The sequence below is a fragment of the Polymorphospora rubra genome (assembly GCF_018324255.1).
GTDB classification, from domain to species: Bacteria; Actinomycetota; Actinomycetes; order Mycobacteriales; family Micromonosporaceae; genus Polymorphospora; species Polymorphospora rubra.
In genome coordinates this window covers 6,622,214-6,639,873 of record NZ_AP023359.1, presented here as the reverse complement: position 1 = coordinate 6,639,873, position 17,660 = coordinate 6,622,214, and the positions used below count along the sequence as shown (strand labels likewise).

General features: G+C 72.2%; 19 protein-coding genes and 1 riboswitch. Of the genes, 11 read left to right on the top strand and 8 right to left on the bottom strand.

From position 1 onward, the window contains the following. Nucleotides 1-156: 156 nt before the first annotated feature. Entirely contained in the window at nucleotides 157-2,664 is a 2,508-nt protein-coding gene (locus Prubr_RS29855; protein WP_246567829.1) for a LuxR C-terminal-related transcriptional regulator, read from the top strand. After that, nucleotides 2,661-3,185: a LuxR family transcriptional regulator gene (locus Prubr_RS29850; protein WP_212818191.1), complete on the top strand. Its 525-nt coding sequence runs from the start codon at nucleotides 2,661-2,663 to the stop codon at nucleotides 3,183-3,185. Before Prubr_RS29855 ends, Prubr_RS29850 begins: the two co-directional genes overlap by 4 nt. A 40-nt stretch (nucleotides 3,186-3,225) precedes the next feature. Here Prubr_RS29850 and Prubr_RS29845 read toward each other — a convergent pair whose 3' ends face one another. Beyond that, on the bottom strand, nucleotides 3,226-4,002 hold the full coding sequence (locus Prubr_RS29845; RefSeq protein WP_212818190.1) for a lysophospholipid acyltransferase family protein: 777 nt from the start codon (nucleotides 4,000-4,002) through the stop codon (nucleotides 3,226-3,228). Between the two features lie 133 nt (nucleotides 4,003-4,135). On the opposite strand from Prubr_RS29845, the gene Prubr_RS29840 reads away from it, so the two are divergent. Genes Prubr_RS29840 through Prubr_RS29825 form a run of 4 tightly spaced genes read left to right on the top strand, consistent with a single transcriptional unit; the run spans nucleotide 4,136 to nucleotide 8,126 of the window. After that, the gene (locus Prubr_RS29840; protein ID WP_212818189.1) at nucleotides 4,136-5,551 is read left to right on the top strand and encodes a cytochrome ubiquinol oxidase subunit I; all 1,416 of its coding nucleotides are present in this window, start codon (nucleotides 4,136-4,138) and stop codon (nucleotides 5,549-5,551) included. 15 nt (nucleotides 5,552-5,566) lie between these two features. Beyond that, a complete protein-coding gene (gene cydB, locus Prubr_RS29835; protein ID WP_212818188.1) occupies nucleotides 5,567-6,565 on the top strand; it encodes a cytochrome d ubiquinol oxidase subunit II in 999 nt (332 codons plus the stop codon). Between the two features lie 44 nt (nucleotides 6,566-6,609). After that, nucleotides 6,610-7,200 carry a TetR/AcrR family transcriptional regulator gene (locus Prubr_RS37800; protein ID WP_212818187.1) on the top strand — a complete coding sequence of 197 codons (591 nt, stop codon included), beginning with the start codon at nucleotides 6,610-6,612 and terminating at the stop codon, nucleotides 7,198-7,200. Nucleotides 7,201-7,211: 11 nt separating this feature from the next. Beyond that, complete coding sequence (locus Prubr_RS29825; RefSeq protein WP_212818186.1) at nucleotides 7,212-8,126, top strand: SDR family oxidoreductase; 915 nt, start codon at nucleotides 7,212-7,214, stop codon at nucleotides 8,124-8,126. A gap of 56 nt (nucleotides 8,127-8,182) precedes the next feature. Here the strand turns inward: Prubr_RS29825 and Prubr_RS29820 are convergent, their stop codons facing one another. Beyond that, nucleotides 8,183-8,875, bottom strand: a complete 693-nt coding sequence (locus tag Prubr_RS29820) for a hypothetical protein (RefSeq protein ID WP_212818185.1) — start codon at nucleotides 8,873-8,875, stop codon at nucleotides 8,183-8,185. An 88-nt stretch (nucleotides 8,876-8,963) separates the two neighbouring features. Next, the gene (locus Prubr_RS29815; protein ID WP_425517953.1) at nucleotides 8,964-9,437 is read right to left on the bottom strand and encodes a peroxiredoxin; all 474 of its coding nucleotides are present in this window, start codon (nucleotides 9,435-9,437) and stop codon (nucleotides 8,964-8,966) included. A 106-nt stretch (nucleotides 9,438-9,543) separates the two neighbouring features. Here Prubr_RS29815 and Prubr_RS29810 point away from each other — a divergent pair, with 106 nt between their 5' ends. Next, nucleotides 9,544-10,281, top strand: coding sequence for an SDR family NAD(P)-dependent oxidoreductase (locus Prubr_RS29810; protein WP_246567827.1), 738 nt, complete (start codon nucleotides 9,544-9,546; stop codon nucleotides 10,279-10,281). A gap of 64 nt (nucleotides 10,282-10,345) precedes the next feature. Here the strand turns inward: Prubr_RS29810 and Prubr_RS29805 are convergent, their stop codons facing one another. Further along, entirely contained in the window at nucleotides 10,346-11,041 is a 696-nt protein-coding gene (locus Prubr_RS29805; RefSeq protein WP_246567825.1) for a C39 family peptidase, read from the bottom strand. Between the two features lie 399 nt (nucleotides 11,042-11,440). Next, nucleotides 11,441-11,579, bottom strand: a riboswitch (cyclic di-AMP (ydaO/yuaA leader). A gap of 803 nt (nucleotides 11,580-12,382) precedes the next feature. Here Prubr_RS29805 and Prubr_RS29800 point away from each other — a divergent pair. Further along, nucleotides 12,383-13,408, top strand: a complete 1,026-nt coding sequence (locus Prubr_RS29800; protein ID WP_212818183.1) for a tyrosine-type recombinase/integrase — start codon at nucleotides 12,383-12,385, stop codon at nucleotides 13,406-13,408. A gap of 27 nt (nucleotides 13,409-13,435) precedes the next feature. On the opposite strand, the gene Prubr_RS29795 is transcribed toward Prubr_RS29800, so the two are convergent. Then, a complete protein-coding gene (locus Prubr_RS29795) occupies nucleotides 13,436-13,825 on the bottom strand; it encodes a RidA family protein (protein WP_212818182.1) in 390 nt (129 codons plus the stop codon). Nucleotides 13,826-13,891: 66 nt separating this feature from the next. Between Prubr_RS29795 and Prubr_RS29790 the strand changes: the two genes are divergently transcribed. From Prubr_RS29790 to Prubr_RS29785, 3 genes are all read left to right on the top strand, one after another. Next, a complete protein-coding gene (locus Prubr_RS29790; protein WP_246567823.1) occupies nucleotides 13,892-14,317 on the top strand; it encodes an ABATE domain-containing protein in 426 nt (141 codons plus the stop codon). Beyond that, entirely contained in the window at nucleotides 14,275-14,493 is a 219-nt protein-coding gene (locus tag Prubr_RS37245) for a CGNR zinc finger domain-containing protein (RefSeq protein ID WP_246567821.1), read from the top strand. The genes Prubr_RS29790 and Prubr_RS37245 overlap by 43 nt, the downstream gene beginning before the upstream one ends. Before the next feature lie 133 nt (nucleotides 14,494-14,626). After that, nucleotides 14,627-15,358 (top strand): dienelactone hydrolase family protein, encoded by a 732-nt coding sequence (locus Prubr_RS29785; protein ID WP_212818181.1) that lies wholly within the window; start codon nucleotides 14,627-14,629, stop codon nucleotides 15,356-15,358. Between the two features lie 54 nt (nucleotides 15,359-15,412). On the opposite strand, the gene Prubr_RS29780 is transcribed toward Prubr_RS29785, so the two are convergent. From Prubr_RS29780 to Prubr_RS29770, 3 genes are read right to left on the bottom strand one after another with little or no spacing between them, the layout of a single operon-like run. Continuing rightward, complete coding sequence (locus tag Prubr_RS29780) at nucleotides 15,413-15,892, bottom strand: hypothetical protein (RefSeq protein ID WP_212828708.1); 480 nt, start codon at nucleotides 15,890-15,892, stop codon at nucleotides 15,413-15,415. Beyond that, on the bottom strand, nucleotides 15,889-17,010 hold the full coding sequence (locus Prubr_RS29775) for a DNA polymerase III subunit beta family protein (protein ID WP_212818180.1): 1,122 nt from the start codon (nucleotides 17,008-17,010) through the stop codon (nucleotides 15,889-15,891). The genes Prubr_RS29780 and Prubr_RS29775 overlap by 4 nt, the downstream gene beginning before the upstream one ends. Before the next feature lie 47 nt (nucleotides 17,011-17,057). Beyond that, nucleotides 17,058-17,588: an EXLDI protein gene (locus Prubr_RS29770; protein WP_212818179.1), complete on the bottom strand. Its 531-nt coding sequence runs from the start codon at nucleotides 17,586-17,588 to the stop codon at nucleotides 17,058-17,060. Nucleotides 17,589-17,660: the final 72 nt, after the last annotated feature.

Sequence of the window (17,660 nt, the reverse complement as noted above, 5' to 3'; positions counted from 1 at the left end):
TGCTCGCTCATCTCGGTGGTCGTCCCTTTCGACAATCGGCGGGGCGCAGCGTCCCTGCCGGACCTCACACTACGAATATCCTGCCGGCGCAGGATCCCATGTTCGTGCCACCGTCTCACCCGACGGGGCGCCGAGCCCAGTGTCAGGGGAGGACGTGTGCGTCACGCACCCGGCGGCGACATCGCCGACCGCGCCCTCGACGGCCAGGCCGCCACCGGCCGGCCGCGCACCGTCGTCGACGAGGCGACCGCGCTGCTGACCGCACCGGGCCTGGTCGTCGTCACCGGCGGCCCGGGCAGCGGCCGCAGCACCGTCCTTTCCGGACTCGGTGCCGCGTTCCGCGGCCCGGTGTTCGCCGGCGGCGGGTTGGCCATGCTCTCCGCAGTGCCGGCGTTCGCGCTGACCCGGGCGGTCAAGGTGCGCCTGCCCGCCCAGGACCCGGCCCTGCTCGCCGAAGCGGTCCGCTCCCGGGTCCGCGCCGGCCTGCTGCTCCTGGACGACCTGCAGTGGGCCGACCCGGCCACCGTCGCCGCCCTCGTCCCGCTCGCCGCGCACTGCCGGATCGTGGTGGCGCTGCGGACCCCGCACCGGCTGCCGGCCGAAGCCGTCGCCGCGCTGCGGACCGTCGCCGCCGGCTGGCTCAGCATGCCGGCACTGGACCCCGACGCGGCCACCGAACTCGTCCGCCGGGTCGCCCCCGGCCTCGACCCCGCCACCGTCTCCGACGTCGTACGCCGTGCCGGCGGGGTGCCGCTGGCGGCGGAGACGCTGGCCCGGCACGCCGCCACCCGGCGCGGTGCCGCGGCACCGGCCGCCGCCGACGACGACATCGACCAGGTCGGCTACGCGGTCGCGGCCGCCCTGTCCGACCTGACCCGCCCGGCCCGCACCGCGATGGCGGCCCTCGGTCTGCTCGGCCGGCCGGCCACCACCGCGGTCCTCGGCGCCGGCGTCGACGAACTCACCGGCGCCGGCCTGGTCGCCGCCGACGCGGACGGCACCGTCGTACCGGTGTCGCCGTACGTCGCCGAGGTCGCCGCCGGCCTGCTCGACGACGAGGGCCGCCGCGCCCTGCACCGCCGCCTCGCCGAGCTCGTACCGGCCCGGGAGGCCGCCCGGCACCTCGCCGCCGCCGGTGACACCGACGCCGCGTACACGCACGCGGTCGCCGCCGCCGCCGGCGCCACCACCGCCGGCGAACGCGCCGAACTCCTCCTGCTCGCCTGCGGCCTGCCGGGCGTCGACCCGCCACCGGCCGTACGCGTCGACGCCGCGGGCGCCGCCCTGGCCAGCGGCCGGCCCCGCGCCGCCGCCCGGGTGCTGACCACGACGTTCCCGCTCGGCGTCGACGCCGCGGTCCTGCGCGCCGAGGCGCTGCTGCAGACCGGCGACCTCGCCGCCGCCCGGGAGGCCGCGGCACCCGTACCCGACTCGGCCGCCCCGGCCCACGTCGCCGGCCGCGACCGGGTGCTGCTGCTCGCCCAGCTCGCCGGCGATCCCGACGGTGCGGCGGCGACCGCCGCGGCGATCGTCGCCCGGCACGGCGACCCGCCCGCCCACCCGGGGCTGCGGGCCGCCGTCGCCGCGGTCCACGCCGCCGGCCGCACCCCGGGCTGGGAGCACGCGCTGGCGTCGGCGGCGGCCGCGGCCGGCTCGGCCGGCGAGGCGCTGGCCGCCCGCTGGAGCGCGTGGCTGCTGGTCGAGACCCTCGCCGCCGACGGCCGGCTGGCCGAGGCCGCCCAGACCGCCGAGCAGGCGGCGCAGGCCTGCGCCGCCGACCTGGCCTACAGCTGGCAGACCCGGTTCCTGGCCGCCCAGCTGTGGTGCACCGCGCTGCGCGGCGGCGGCGCCGACGAGGTCGTACGCCGCGCCGGTGATCTGACCGACCGCACCCTGCCGGTGCTGGCCCGCGGCTACACGATCGCGGCCGCGAGCCTCGTCGAGGCCGACGGCGGGCTGCTCGCCCCGGCCCGGGCCCGGCTCGCCACCGCGCCGACCGGTTCGACGACCGTGGACGTACTGCTGGACTGGGTGGGGCGGGAGGCGGCCTGGCTCGACGGGCAGCCCGACCGGGCGGTCGCGCCGGTCACCGCCCGTGGCGGCCCGGCCCTGGTCGACGGGCTGCGTCGGATCACCGCCCGGTGGGCGGCGTACGACGCCGGCGCGCCGGACGAGTTCGCCGCCGACCCGGCCGCCGACCGGCTGCCGCCGGTCGCGCAGACCCTGGCCGCCTGGGCCGCCGCCGACGGCTTCGCGACCGCGGCGCGGGCCTGGCACGACCTGTCCGTCCGCGAGGAGGTCCGCTGCCTGCTCGCGCACGGCCTGCACGAGTCCGACCCGGCGCAGGCGGTGCCGCCGCTGCTGGCCGCCGAGCAGCTCGCCGAGCAGGCCGGCCTGGTCGTGCTGGTCGGCCGGGCGCACCGGGCGCTGCGCCGGCACGCCGTACGCCGCGACAGCCGGGGCCCCCGGTCCGGCAGCGAGCTGACCGACCGGGAACGGGACGTGCTGCGGCTGGTGGCGCAGGGTGAGCCGACCCGCCGGATCGCCGGGCAGCTCGGCATCTCCGGGGAGACCGTCGAGACACACATCCGGGCCGGGATGCGCAAGTTGGGGGCCCGTACCCGCACCGAGGCGGCGGCGCTGGCGCTGGAGGTGCTGCGGTGAGCGGCGGCGAGCCCCCCAGGTACGTGGTGCCGTCGGCGCCGGACGCGACCACGGTCCTGCGCCGGCTGGCCCGGGCGGGTTGGCTGACCCGGGAGGGGTTCGCCCTGGCCGAGTCGACGTGGGACATGTCCGAGGCGAAGGTGGTGCTGTTCGGCCGGGTTCCCGACCTGGAGACGGTGCGGCTGGCGGTGCTCGCCGCCGCCCGTGGGGTCGGGGTGGTCGCGATCGCCGACACGTCGACCGAGGTGGGGCGGGCGCTGGTCGGCGACCTGGGGCGGCTCGGTCCGGTGTTCCGGGACCCGGAGGCCGAGCCGGAGGACGACACGGCGGTGGTGCTGATCCCGGAGCAGCGGGCGCTGTTGGAGCGGCTGGCGAACGGGGAGACGATCGCGGCGGCCGCGGCGGCGGAGTTCCTGTCGCTGCGTACCGCCAACCGGCGCATCGCCCAGGCGCGCGAGGTGTTCGGGGTGCGGACCACCCGCGAGGCGGTGCTCGCCTACCTGCGCCAGCGGCGCGGCTGAGCGTTCCCCGGGCCGTTCTGAGCGTTCCCCGGGCCGTTCGTCAACGGCCGGTGCGGCGGCGGTGCATGCGGCTGGTGTCGACCGGTCGGGCGGGGTCGACGTGCCGGGGCCGGTCGGGTTCGTCGGGGCGTAGCGGCACCAGGGTGTCGGTCAGCGCGTCGATGATCCGGTCGGTGGCCCGCAGCGCCGCGCCCGGCACCGCCGGGTCAAGGTCGGCTAGGTCGACCGGCGGCCCGAAGTGCACCCGGATCACCGGCCGGCGCACCAGGGCGCGGGCGATGCCGCCGAACATCCCTTTCGGGGCGCCGTACGGCAGCACCTCGTGCGCGCCCCACTGGGCGACCGGTACGACGGTCGCGCCGCTTTCGAACGCGAGCCGGGCGGTGCCGGTCTTGCCGCGCTCGGGCCACATGCCGGGGTCCAGTCCGATGCGTCCCTCGGGATAGACCATGACCACCGAGCCACTTGCGACGGCCTCGGCGGCGCTGTGCAGGGCCTGTCCGACGTTCTCGGTGCGCCGGTCGACCCGGATGTGGCCGCAGTGCCGCATGGCGGGGCCGACGACGGGGGCGCGGAACAGTCCGCCGGTGGCCATGATCCGTGGCGCGATCCGGCGGACCCGGCAGGCGGCGGCGAGCACGATCGGGTCGAACGGGCTGATGTGGTTGGCGGCCAGGATCAGCGGCCCGTGCCGCAGCCCGGCGGGCACGTCGCCGGTGACCTTCAGCCGGGCCAGCAGCCCGACGACGACGCGGGCCAGGAACTGGAAGAACAGCCACAGTCGTGGGGCGCGCCAGGTGGTGGGGGAGTCGTCCATCAGCGGTAGATCGTCGCACAGCCGCGCCAGCCGGAGGTGACGTGTGGCACCCCCGGGTAGGGCCGGAAGCCTCTACGACAAGCAGTAGTATTTACTACCGACTGTCGTAGAAGCTCGATGACGGGGGAGAACCGTGGACGCGTTGGACGTCGCCCGCTGGCAGTTCGGTGTCACCACCGTCTACCACTTCCTGTTCGTACCGCTCACCATCGGCCTGTCCGTCCTGGTCGCCATCCTGCAGACCATGTGGCTGCGCACCGGCAACGAGCGCTACCTCAAGCTCACCAAGTTCTACGGCAAGCTGTTCCTGATCAACTTCGCGATGGGGATCGTCACCGGCATCGTGCAGGAGTTCCAGTTCGGGATGAACTGGAGCGACTACTCCCGCTTCGTCGGCGACATCTTCGGCGCCCCCCTCGCCATCGAGGCCCTGCTCGCGTTCTTCCTCGAATCCACCTTCCTCGGCCTGTGGATCTTCGGCTGGGACCGGCTGCCGAAACGCGTACACCTCGCCTGCATCTGGGCCGCCGCCATCGGCTCCACCGTCAGCGCCTACTTCATCCTCGCCGCCAACTCCTGGATGCAGAACCCGGTCGGCTACCGCATCAACCCGGAGAGCGGGCGGGCCGAACTCACCGACTTCGTGGCGGTGCTGACCAACAAGGTCGCGCTGATCACCTTCCCGCACACCATCTTCGGCTGCTTCCTCGTCGCCGGCTCCCTCATCGTCGCCGTCGCCGTCTGGCACCTCGTCCGCCGCCCCGACAACCCCGACGCCGACACCTACCGCTTCGCCGCCCGCTTCGGTGCCACCGTCACCCTGCTCGCCACCGCCGGCGTACTGGCCACCGGCGACATCCAGAGCAAGATCATGACCGAGGTGCAGCCGATGAAGATGGCCGCCGCCGAAGGGCTCTACGAGACCGAGTCGCCCGCCTCGTTCTCCGTACTGACCGTCGGCAGCCTCGACGGCAGCCGCGAACTGTTCGCCCTGAAGATCCCGTACCTGCTCTCCTGGCTGTCGACCGGCGACGTCAACGGCGAGGTGCACGGCATCAACGACCTGCAGGCCCAGTACACCGCCCAGTACGGCCCCGGCAGCTACACCCCGATCATCCCGGTCACCTACTGGAGCTTCCGCCTCATGATCGGCTTCGGGCTCGCCGCCGCCGCGATCGCCGTTTGGACCCTGTGGGCCCACCGCCGCGGCCGCACCCCGACCTCGAAATGGCTGCTGCGCGCCGCTCTCGTCATGCCGGTCCTGCCGCTGGCCGCCAACTGCTTCGGCTGGATCTTCACCGAGATGGGCCGCCAACCCTGGATCGTCTTCGGCGAGATGCTCACCCGCGACGGCGTCTCCCGCAGCGTCTCCCTGGCCGAGGTCCTCACCTCGTTCACCGCCTTCACCCTCGTCTACGCCACCCTCGCCGTCGTCGAGGTACGCCTGCTCGTCCGCTACGCCCGCCACGGCCTGCCGGACACCGACCCGCCCGAGCCCGACCCCACCGACCACGACGACGAAGACAAGCCGCTCGCCTTCGCCTACTGACCCGGAGCGCACCCCGTGGACCTCACCACCGTCTGGTTCCTGCTCATCGCCGTGCTGTTCACCGGCTACTTCATCCTCGAAGGCTTCGACTTCGGCGTCGGCATCCTGCTGCCCGCCCTCGGCCGTGACGACCGCGAACGCCGCGTCCTGATCAACACCATCGGCCCGGTCTGGGACGGCAACGAGGTCTGGCTGATCACCGCCGCCGGCGCCATGTTCGCCGCCTTCCCCGAGTGGTACGCGACCCTCTTCTCCGGCTTCTACCTGCCGCTGCTGCTCATCCTGATCGCCCTGATCTTCCGCAACGTCGCCTTCGAGTACCGGCACAAGCGCCCCGACGCCGCCTGGAAGGCCCGCTGGGACACCGCCATCACCGTCGGCTCCGCCGTCCCCGCCGTCGCCTGGGGCGTCATCCTGGCCAACATCGTCCATGGCGTGCCGCTGTCCGCCGACCACGAGTACACCGGCGACCTGCTCGCCGCCCTGCACCCGTACACGCTGCTCGGCGGCGCCACCTTCCTCGCCCTGTTCGCCACCCACGGCGCGCTCTTCCTGGCCCTGAAGACCACCGGCGACGTACGCGAACGCGCCAACCAGCTCGCCGGCCGCCTCGGCATGGTGACGTTCCCGCTCACCGCGGTCTTCCTCGCCTGGACCCTCGACCTGCGCCAGAACCCGGCCGCCGTCGCCCTCACCCTGCTCGCGATCCTCGCCCTGGTCGCCGGCCTGGCCGCCAACCGGGTACGCCGCGAAGGCTGGGCCTTCACCGGTACGACCGTCGCCACCGGCCTGCTCGTCGCCACCGCGTTCACCGCGATCTTCCCCGACGTGCTGCCGTCGACCACCGACCCGGCCGGCACCCTGACCACCACCAACGCGGCCGCCAGCGGCTACACGCTGGGCATCCTGACCTGGATCGCCGCGTTCTGCACCCCGGTCGTCCTGGCCTACCAGGCCTGGACCTACTGGGTCTTCCGGCGCCGGATCGGGGTGGCCAACATCCCCACCGACTGACCCCGGGTCGACCCCGGTTATTGCACCACGGTTCAATAACCGGCATGGCCCGCCCCCGAAAGATCACCGACGACCGGCTGCTCGCGGCGGCAGCCGCCGTCATCGGCCGCCACGGCCCCGGCTTCACCCTCGCCGACATCGCCGCCGAAGCCCAGATCAGCGCCGGCACCCTCATCCACCGCTTCGGCTCCAAACACGGCCTGCTCACCGCCATGCTCGCCGCCTCGATCGACGCCGCACGCCAGCCGCCCACCACCAGCCCCGCCGACGGCGACCCGGTCGCCGCGATCCGGCGCACCCTCGTCGACCGCTACACCGCCATCGACGACCCCGGCACCGCCCCCAACCACCTCGCGCAACTCGCCACCGAACTCGCCGACGAACACCTGCGCGCCGGCCTCGCCGACCTCCACACCGCCGTCGAAACCGCCGTCACCGCCCTGGTCCGCGCCGCCGCCGACACCGGCGCCCTGCCCGGCGCACCCGCCGCCGCCGTCGCCGCCCGCATCCTCACCGCCACCGCCGACGGCACCGCCATCCACTGGTCCACCCGCCCCGACGGCCACCTGCGCGACCGGCTCACCACCGACCTCGACGCGATCCTCGCCGGCTGGCGACACCCCACCCACCCCTGAGGAGCACACCCATGCCCGACACCCTGCACGGACACGTCGCCCTGGTCACCGGCGCCACCCGCGGCGCCGGCCGCGGCATGGCCGTCGAACTCGGCGCCGCCGGCGCCACCGTCTACGTCACCGGCCGCACCACCCGCGCCACCCGCAGCGACATCGGCCGCCCCGAAACCATCGAGGACACCGCCGACCTCGTCACCAGAGCCGGCGGCACCGGCATCGCCGTCCGCTGCGACCACACCGACCCCACCGACGTACGCGCCCTCGCCGACCGCATCAGCACCGAACAGGACGGCCGGCTCGACATCCTCGTCGACGACACCTGGGGCGGCGACCACCTCATCGAGTGGAAACCCATCTGGGAACACGACCTCGACAACGGCCTACGCGCCGTCCGCAACGCCCTGGAAACCCACCTCGTCACCCTGCACACCGTCCTGCCCCTGCTCATCCACCGCAAACAGGGCCTGGTCTGCGAAATCACCGACGGCGACGGCATGTTCGACAACCGCTACCGCGGCACCATGTTCTACGACCTCGTCAAATCCGCCATCACCCGCATCGGCCGCACCCTCCACCACGAAGTCCACCCGCACGGCATCACCGCCGTCGCCCTCACCCCGGGCTTCCTACGCTCCGAGGACATGCTCGACCGCTTCGGCGTCACCGAGGACAACTGGCGCGACGGCATCACCAAGGACCGCTTCTTCGCCATCTCCGAAACCCCGCACTACATCGGCCGCGCCGTCGTCGCGCTGGCCACCGACCCCGACCACGCCCGCTGGTCCGGACAGGCACTCTCCGCCGGACAACTCGCCGCCCACTACGGCTTCACCGACCTCGACGGCTCCCGCCCCGACGCCACCCGCTTCATCACCGACGCCTACTACGGCGACAAACCCGACGCCGACGCCGCCGACTACCGCTGACCCGCACGACCCCCCGTGCCACGCACCACCGGCGCGCGACACGGGGAGCGGGCCACTCAGCCCGCGTCGCGCAACTCCGCCAACCGCGCCTCGATCTCCGCCAACTCCGACCGCAACCGCTCCGCCTGCTGCTCCGCCTCGGCCCGCTCGGCACTCACGATCTGCTCCACCGCCTCGTGCACACCCGGCACGTCGATCAACGCCACCATCTTCAACGCCTCCGCCGGCTTGATGACGTACGGCTTCGCCAACGCCTTGCTGCCCTGCGTCGCACCCACCGTCCACTCACCCTCGGCGTACGCCAACGTCACCGTCAGCCCCGGCGCCGCCTTCGGCTTCGCCGCCTTGACCGCCTTCGCCGCCCGCCGCGCCGGCTTCGCCTCCGCCTCCGGCTCGGAATCCGGCTCCGGCCGCGGCGCCGGCAGCGGCTGATCCAACTTGAACTCCGGCTCCGGAACCGGTGCCGGCTCCACGGCGGCCTCCACCTTCGGCTCCGCCCGCCGACCGGCCGGCACCCGCGGCGCGATCCCCAGATCGGCGGGGGAGAACGGCAGCTCGTCACGACCGAACCGCACCACCACCCACTCCTCGGACACCGCCGGATCCGTCAACGCCACCACCTGACCGATCTGCCCCGCGATCTGCCCCGCCGACTCGGTGAACACCACCTTCGGCTTACGACCCGCCGCCAACGAGTCACGGATGCCCTCCAGCTCCTCGGCCGACAACCCAGCGGTGCGCGTAGCCATCACAACCCTCTTTTCGTACGCATGTTTGACAGCAGCCTTCCTACCAGGCCACCCCGACAACGTCGAGCACAGACACACCCCACCCGCGTCAACCCGCCGCCGCCTCCCGCAACACCGCCAACGCCCGGTCCGCGTGCGCCGTCATGCTCACCTCACTGTGGATTGCCGCCAACACCCGCCGATCCGTACCGACCACGAACGTCATCCGCCGCGTCGACAACGCACCCAACGGCAACGCCCGACGCACCCCGAACAACCGCGCCACCGCCCCGTCGACATCCGACAGCAACGGATAACCGAACCCGTGGCGGCCGGCAAACTCCCGCTGCCGCTCCACCGGATCCCGACTGATCCCCACCAACTGCGCCCCCACCTGCGAAAACTCGTCAGACAGGTCCCGGAAATGACAGCTTTCGGCCGTACACCCCGGCGTCATCGCCGCCGGATAGAAGAACACCACCACCGGCCCGTCCGCCAGCAGCGCACTCAACCGCCGAGGCGTCCCCGTCTCGTCCGGCAACTCGAAATCCCCGACCAGATCACCCTTGCCCAGACCGGCCACCACACACCTCCACGGCATCGACCGGCCCACCGTACGCCCGCTCTCCACACCGGACGGCGGCGCGGTAGCGTCAGCACCACGACCAGGCAGAAAAGGGGAGTGGCGCGTGAAAGACACACCGGTAACCGTGGTGACCGGCGGCAGCCGAGGCATCGGCGCCGCCACCGTACGACGGCTCGCCGCCGCCGGCCACGACATCGCGCTGTGCTACCGCGCCGACGACGCCGCCGCCGAAACCGTCCTCGCCGACGTCCACGCCACCGGCCGACGTGCCATCGTCGTACGCGCCGACGTCACCGACCCCGACGACGTCGCACGCCTGTTCGACCGGGCCGAGGGGGAGTTGGGGCCCGTCACCGGCCTGGTCAACAACGCCGGCGTCACCAGCCGCGTCGGCCCGTTCGTCGACCTCACCGCGCACGACCTGCGCCACGTCATCGACGTCAACCTCGTCAGCGCCATCCTCTGCGCCCAACAGGCCGCCCGTCGCATGAACCACGGCGGCGCCATCGTCAACGTCTCGTCCGCCGCCGCCACCCTCGGCGCACCCGGCGAATACGTCCACTACGCCGCCGCCAAGGCCGGCGTCGACGCCCTCACCATCGGCCTGTCCAAGGAACTCGGCCCACGCGGCATCCGCGTCAACTGCGTCGCGCCCGGCACCGTCTGGACCGACATCCACACCGTCTCCGGCGACCCCGACCGCCCCAACCGCATCGCCCAACGCGCACCACTCGGCCGCGCCGGCGAACCCGACGAGATCGCCGCCGCCGTCGCCTGGCTGCTCAGCCCCGACGCGTCGTACGCCACCGGCGCCATCCTGCGCGTCGCCGGCGGACTCTGACCCACACGTACGACGAGAGGCCAGCCCGCCGGGCTGGCCTCTCGCGTGTGTGAAGGCGTAGACGTCAGTAGGAGTAGCCGCGCGAGGCGATCCAGTTCGCCATGCCGATCGTGCTGATCCAGTACGTCGCCGGACCGACCCCGGACGGGTCGGCGACCTGGACCTGCCGGCCCTCGTCGCTGTACCCGACGATCGTGACGTAGTGGCCGCCGGGGAAGCTGCGCCAGAACCCGGCGTTGTCCGTCGCCCCACCGGCGATGTTGGCGACCACGGCCCGCCCGTTGCTCACCGCGTCGACGACATCGGCCTGCAACCGGTCCATCTGCGCCGGCGTCGCCGCCCCGCCCGGGATCTCCCGCACCCGGTAGACGTCCTCGCCGATCACCTTGTTCAGCACCCGGACGATGTCCTGGGAGGAGTTCGTGCCGGCGAACGTCGTACCCAACTGCCGCGCCAGGTTGTCCTGGCCCGGCGTGTGCCCCTGCGCGCTCAGCGCGATCCGGGTCGACGCCGGACCGCAGTAGTAGGCGTTCGGCTGGTACTGGAAGTCGTGCTCCAGCGACTTCTCAGCCGGTGCCTTCGGCGCCGCCGCCTGCTCGGCGGGCGCCTGCGGCGCGGCCTGCTGCCGCTCCGTCGACAACGCCATCTGCACCACACCCGGCTCGGGGGCCGGGTTTGCGGCACCCTCACCCTGGGTAGCAGACGACAGACCGCTCGTGGTCGCCGCCACGGCGAGTACGGCGACGGAAACCACGGCCACCGAACGGAAACGGTCGGGGATAGCGCGACGGAACGGATTGTGCGAACGGAAATTTTCCACGAGAAGCTCCATTACCTGCCGACTGTCGTCGGCGTCCCAATCGGAAACGGCGGACGTCGACCAGCTCGGGAAGAGAGAGCACGGCTGCCTCCGGGAGCCCGCGCACGTAGCGGCGGCCCGGAATTGGGCACGCCGCACTATGGGGCATCACGCGGAATGAAAGGACAGCCGGCGCCGGCGACAATGGCCGGGCTCAGCCGAGTTCGGGTCGATCTGGTGTCGTGATCAGTGATCCGACGTCAGGTGACAACCGTGATCGTCGGTCCACGCGACAGTCCGCCGCGCAACGGGGGAATGGGGGATGTGCCACCAGGGCACGCTCGGTGCTGCACGAAGCTCTGCTCCTTCCACGGCCGCCTACCGGGTTAGCTGACGGATTCGGGCGGGAAAGGTCGCCCTACCGCGGACATCGTCCGCGGATTCACCCCGATTGCTTGGGTCCCCGGCTCGTACGAGTACGACTAAGCGGATCCGAACCGGCGCCATCTGGTGATGATCAAAAGACCGGCTCGGATTTCCCGACCGTACTGGCCGGTCACGTGCCGTGCCAAGACCGAATTGTGGGGCTGCGATTTATCGCACTCGCGTTCGACGCAGCCGGGCAAGGTGCGGGCCGAAGCGCCCAGTGACGGCGAAACGGAACGGACGGCATGTGGCGGGGCCGAACAATGCGCGGTTCCGGCCGGGGAGTTGGCGTATCGTCCGACGGCGACGTCGTCGAAGGGGCGGGACGCCGTGTCGCATCGGCCAATTCATCCGGTACGCGTGGCGAGGGGCCACGATCGCCGGCGCGACGGTGCGAGTGGGGAAACAGTGACGTTCGCACACGGATGTGGAGGCACGGGCGTGCTCGGGCCGCAGTGACGGCCGGACTCCGGCGGGACGTGTGGGGCGGCGTTCCGTGGAGGTTCGATAATGTACATTATGTCAACCTACGGATTATCGGCCCTGACCCGCCGCCCGGCCGCCCCGCCCCGGACCTCCCCGTTGATCAAGGAGTTGCGTCTTCGTAAAGGCGTACGGAACGGGCACGCTTTCCCCTTGATCGCGTGGGCGACCTCGCAACCGGGCGGATGGAGCGGACGTCGGCGTGGTGGCGACTGCCGCACCGGGGTGTTGCGCGTGGCGGGCGACGGCCGACGCGGGCGGAACATGCCCGCGTGGGGTCGACACGCCTCGCCGACGGGCGGGACAACTCGAGCGCGCGACCCGTGTCCCCCGAGCGGCGCCTGCCACCACTACCGGTTCCCAAGAACCGGTGAATGCTGCATAATATTCCTTATGCATGACAAACAGGATGAAACCGGCGAGCAGCGGGTGGTGGCACTGGTCGAGGAGTTCCTGACGGCGCGGGCGGCCCGCAAGCCGTCCCCGCACACCCTGGAGGCGTACCGGCGGGACCTGCTCTCGATCGTCCGCCTGATCGCCGAGGATCCCGACGCTCCCCTCCCCCTGGCCACCCTGCCGATCTCGGCGCTGACCGCCCGTACGCTGCGGGTGGCGTTCGCCCGGTTCGCCGCCACCCGGGCGGTCGCCTCGATCTACCGGGCCTGGTCGACGTGGAACACGTTCTTCGCGTTCCTGGTCGCGGACGGGGTCGTGGCCGGTAACCCGATGCCGGCGGTCGGGAAGCCGTCCGCTCCCCCGGCACTACCCAAGCCGCTGCGGGGCGAGGAGACACCGGAGCGGCTGCTGGAGGCGGTGGCGCGCGACGACGACCCGCGGCAGCGGTATCCGTGGCCGGAGCGGGACATGGCGGTGATCGCGCTGGCGTTGTGTGCCGGTCTGCGGTTGTCGGAACTGCTGGCGTTGCGGGTGGGGTCGCTGGCGGGCCGACCCGGCGAGCGGCGGGTCGAGGTGGCCGGCAAGGGTGGTCGGGCGCGGGTGGTGCCGGTGGAGCCGGAGTTGGACGCGGTGGTGACGGCGTACCTGGAGAGTCGGGAGCGGCGGTTCGGGGCGCGGTCGGTGGGGCGTACGTCGGTGCTGCTGGTGGATCGGCACGGGGAGCCGTTGCGGCGGGGTGGGCTGCAGTATCTGGTGGAGTCGTGTTACCGGCGGGCGGGGATCACCGACCGGGTGCCGGCGGGTGCGCAGCTGCACGCGTTGCGGCACACGTTCGCGACGCGGTTGGCGGAGGACGGGGCGAACGCGGCGGAGATCATGCGGTTGTTGGGGCACGCGAGTCTGACGACGAGCCAGAACTACATCGACGTGACGGCGGGTCAGCAGCGGGCGGCGGTGCGGGCCAACCGGACGAACCAGTCGTTGGGGCGGTTGCTGGCGTCGGTGGTGCCGCCGGGGCCGTGAGGGCCGGCCCCGGCGCCCGGGGGCCGGTCACACGGCGGCGACGGCGTCGATCTCGACGAGGAAGCCGGGGCCCAGGCCGGCGACGACGTGGACGGTGATGGCCGGCGGCGGGTCGGTCGGGTCCCACATCTGTTGGAAGGCGGCGAAACCCTCGTCGAACGCGTGGCCGTCCACCACGGCGATGGTCCAGTGGACGATGTTGGCCAGGCTCGCCCCCTCGCTTTCCAGGATGGTCGCGAGGTTGTGGAGCGCCTGCCTGGCCTGCTCCCCGACCGTGGGGCCGACGACCCTGCCTTCGGCGTCGACGCCGTTCTGTCCGCCGATGTAGATGGTCTTCGCCGGTTGTTCGACCACGACGGCCTGACTGAAGGCGGGGCTGCGGTGCAGTCCCTCGGGATTGACGTGTCGTACGGCCATGCCTGCCTCCTGAAGATGACACCGGTTATAGCGGTTACCTGTGACGACACCGGTTATAGTGGTTTCATGCGAACGGACGCAACAGGACGGGTGCTGCACGATCCCAAGGGAGGGACGTTCTGGTTCGACGCCGGCGCGGTCTGCCTGGACTTCGCCCACACCGGTGGCGAGGGCCCGTACGCGGTGTTCGAGACCCTCCACGAGCCTGCCGATCTGGCCGGATGGCTGGCCCAGCCGCCGCTGGTCGCGGTCCTGACGGTTCCCGCTACGACCCGCGAGCTGACCGCGGCCAGGACGCTGCGCCAGGCGGTCTGGGACACGGCACACGCCCGGGCGGCGGGGCGTCCCCTCCCCACGGGCGCGGTCGACGTGATCAACCGGGCCGCGGCCGGGCCGCCGCTGGCCCCGAGCTCGCCGCCGACGGCACGACGGCGGCGTGGGCGCCGCCGGTGCGGGCCGGGCAGGCGCTGTCGACCCTGGCCCGGGAGATGATCGGGCTGCTGTCCGGGCCGCTGTCCGAACGCATCCGGGTGTGTGCCGGCGACAACTGCCCGCTGGTGTTCGTCGACTTGTCCCGTCCCGGCGCCCGGCGGTGGTGCGCGATGGAACGCTGCGGCAACCGGCACAAGCTCCGCGCCCTGCGCGCCCGGCGCGCCACCGGGCCGTGATAGCTTCGGCGTCGCCGTGCGCCGCCGCGAACTGAGGAGGTGAGACCGATCAACGCTGTGACAGGTCGGGACTCCCTCCCCCGCATGGTCTAGGGAGTGCCCGCAGAAGGCATCCCGAAAGGTTCGACACGCTATGCGTTTCACCTCTGAGACGTCGTCGAACGGCGTCCGTGAACAGCTCTTCACCCTCGGCGAGATTCCCGGCGTGCTGTGGACGCCGGACGGCGCCACCGGCACGCGTCCCCTGGTTCTGATGGGACACGGCGGAGGCCAGCACAAGAGGGCGCCCGGCATCGTGGCCCGCGCCCACCGCTTCGTGGCCGGGTGTGGTTTCGCGGTGGTGGCGGTCGACGCGCCCGCTCACGGCGACCGGCCGAAGGAGCAGGAGTACGACCGGATCGCGACCGACAACCAGGCCCGGGTGGCCGCCGGGGCGGAGTTGGCTCCGCTGATCGCGTCGTTCCAGGCGCTCGTGGCTCGGCGGACCGTTCCCGAGTGGCGGGCGGTTCTGGACGCGGTCCAGGACCTCGACCAGGTCGGTGCCGGCCCGGTCGGCTACTGGGGTGTGTCGTTGGGTTGTGGGCTCGGTGTTCCGTTCGTCGCCGCCGAGCCCCGGGTCCGGGCCGCGGTGCTCGGCCTGGGCGGGGCGCTGGCGTCGGCCGGGTCGGCCGCGCGGATCACCGTTCCGGTGCGGTTTCTGGTGCAGTGGGACGACGAGCGGGTGCCGCGGGCGCAGAGCCTGGCGCTGTTCGACGCCTTCGGTTCGGCGGAGAAGACGTTGCACGCCAATTCCGGCGGGCACGGCGAAATGCCGGCATTCGAGCTGGACGGCGACGTACGGTTCTTCGCCCGGCAGCTCGGCTGATCCGGCGGTGTTCGGCGGTGTGCCGGTCGGAACGATCCCGAGCGGCACACCGGATCAACCGCCGTTCGAGGACGGGTGGGAGTCGAGGCGTCGGGTCGAGCCGGCTGCCATGGCCCGGGTGACGTTCTGGATGGCGCCACGGATCATGTCGCCGTACGGGTCGTCGGGCAGGTACCCGACGAGGTTTTGGGCGGTGGCGAGGTGTTCGCGGGCCGTGGCGGTGTTGCCGAGGCGTCGGTGGTCGTCGGCGAGGTTGAGGTGCAGGGACGGCAGGAAGCCCTGGACCTGTAGTGAACGGTGGTGCCGCTGGGCGCGTTCGTCGGTGAGGTCGGCGACGGCGGCGAGGGCGCGTTCGTCCCAGACCAGTTCGGCTTGCGTGGTGTCCTGGAGGTCGGCCAGGTAGTGCGCGAGGGTGCAGCGGTGGAAGGCGTCGCCGGTGGTGCCGATGCGGTCCCAGAGTGCGGTGAGGGTGTCGCGGGCCTGGACCCGCTGCCCGGACCGGCCGAGTTCCACCGCGGCGGCGATGCTCGTCATGGTCTCGTCGGGCGTGGTCTGGGCCGGCTGGTCCACGGTTCTCCTCGGGGTGCGGGCGGGGTGGTCGCCCTGACGGGCATGACCAGGGTGGTGAAGTCGCCGTCGTCGGCGGAGCGGACGACGACGGGCTTGTCGGGTCGGCTGATCTGCAGCATCACGTCGGGGCCGACGCTGGCCGACAGGGCCGGGTGCAGCGTGGTGAACCGGAAGCTGACCGCTACCGGTGGGCCGGTGATGTCGGCGGGGACGGTGACCGTCGTGTCGTGGACGGACGGCCGGACCGTCAGGTCGTCGCCCACGAGGAGATCGAGGCTTGCCCGCGGATCGCCGCCGAGGGCGGTCACGAGCGCTTCCCGAGGAGCGACAATCCGGGTCAGGGTTTCGGGTAGGTCGTCGAGGACGACCCGGTAGGAGGGGAACGTTCCGTCGATCGTCGGCAGCAGCCGTTCGCCGCCGGGCGCGTCGAGCCGCAGGTGGGGATCGGCGAACCGTAGCCGTACGCTCTCCTGGTCTCCGATCCACTGCCGTACCCGGTTCAGTTGGGTGGCCGCGACGACGGCGGCCGCGGGCGCCCGGCGCCGGCCCCTGGTGGAGATCGACCGGGCCGCCAGCCGGTAGCGGTCGGTCGCCACCAGGCGGAGCTCGCCGGCCGTCGCCTCGATCAGGACTCCGCCGAGGATCCGGATCGCGGGGTCGGTGCCGGCGGCCGGGGCGACCTGTCCGATCGCCTCGGCCAGCGTGTGGCCGGGAACGGAGAGGTCGCTGGTGCGGTCCCGGATCAGGGTCAGGGCGGTGGTGGCGTTGGCGCGGGCGACCTCGACGGCGCGTTCCAACGTACGCAGGTGGGCTGTCAGCAGTTCCTCGGCGATCTCCACCGGGCCGGTCAGCAGTCGGCGTACGTCTTCCAGCGGTAGTCCCGCCTGGCGTAGTTGGCGGATCAGGACGACCTCGTCGATCTGGTCCGGTGAGTAGTACCGGTATCCGGTGACCGGGTCGACGGCGTCGGGGCGGACGAGGCCGCAGTCGTCGTAGAACCGCAGGGCGCTGGTGGTGACGTCGGTGGCCCGGGCGAACGCCCCGATCGTCATCCGGTCGCCCTGTCCCCTCATGCCGTCCATCCTGGGGCTTCGAGCGGCATGAAGGTCAACACGGTCCGGTGCGACCTTTAGATGTCCAGGTCCTCGACGGTGGGGTGGCTGACCGCGTCGAGCACCAGTTCGTACAGCTCGTGCGGGATGATCTCGCGCAGGGCGTCGAGGTCGTCGGCGACGCGCAGGGTCGAGTCGGCCGGAATGCGCGTCCAGGACTGGTTGGCGCTCCAGTCGCCGACCCACGCGCGCCAGCCGGTGCGGTATCTCTCCGCGTTCGGCCCGTTGCTGACGTGGGCCTCGGAGCGTTCGTGATGGACGACGAACTTCTCGGTGCGGGTGCGGTAGACGCGGTAAGTCTCGTCGCGCTCGTTGCCAGTCTGTTCCATCTCGGCCAGGAGTGTGCCGGAGAAGCGTTGTTTGCGGCCGAGTCCGGGGCCGACACGGACGATGACCTCCTCGTAGCCTTGCTGCCGCCCCTCCTCGACCTCGACGTAGCGGCGTAGCGCTGCGGCGATGGCCGTGGACAGTTTGCCGCCGGCGATCTCCTGGGCACGCTGGAACAGCGGCAGGTCGTCGTCGGACACGTAGATCGTCTTGTTAGGCATATCTGAACTATACGCATACGTGTACGCAGACACTGGTCTGAATGGTGCCGCCGGGGCCGTCTGGTCGCCCGG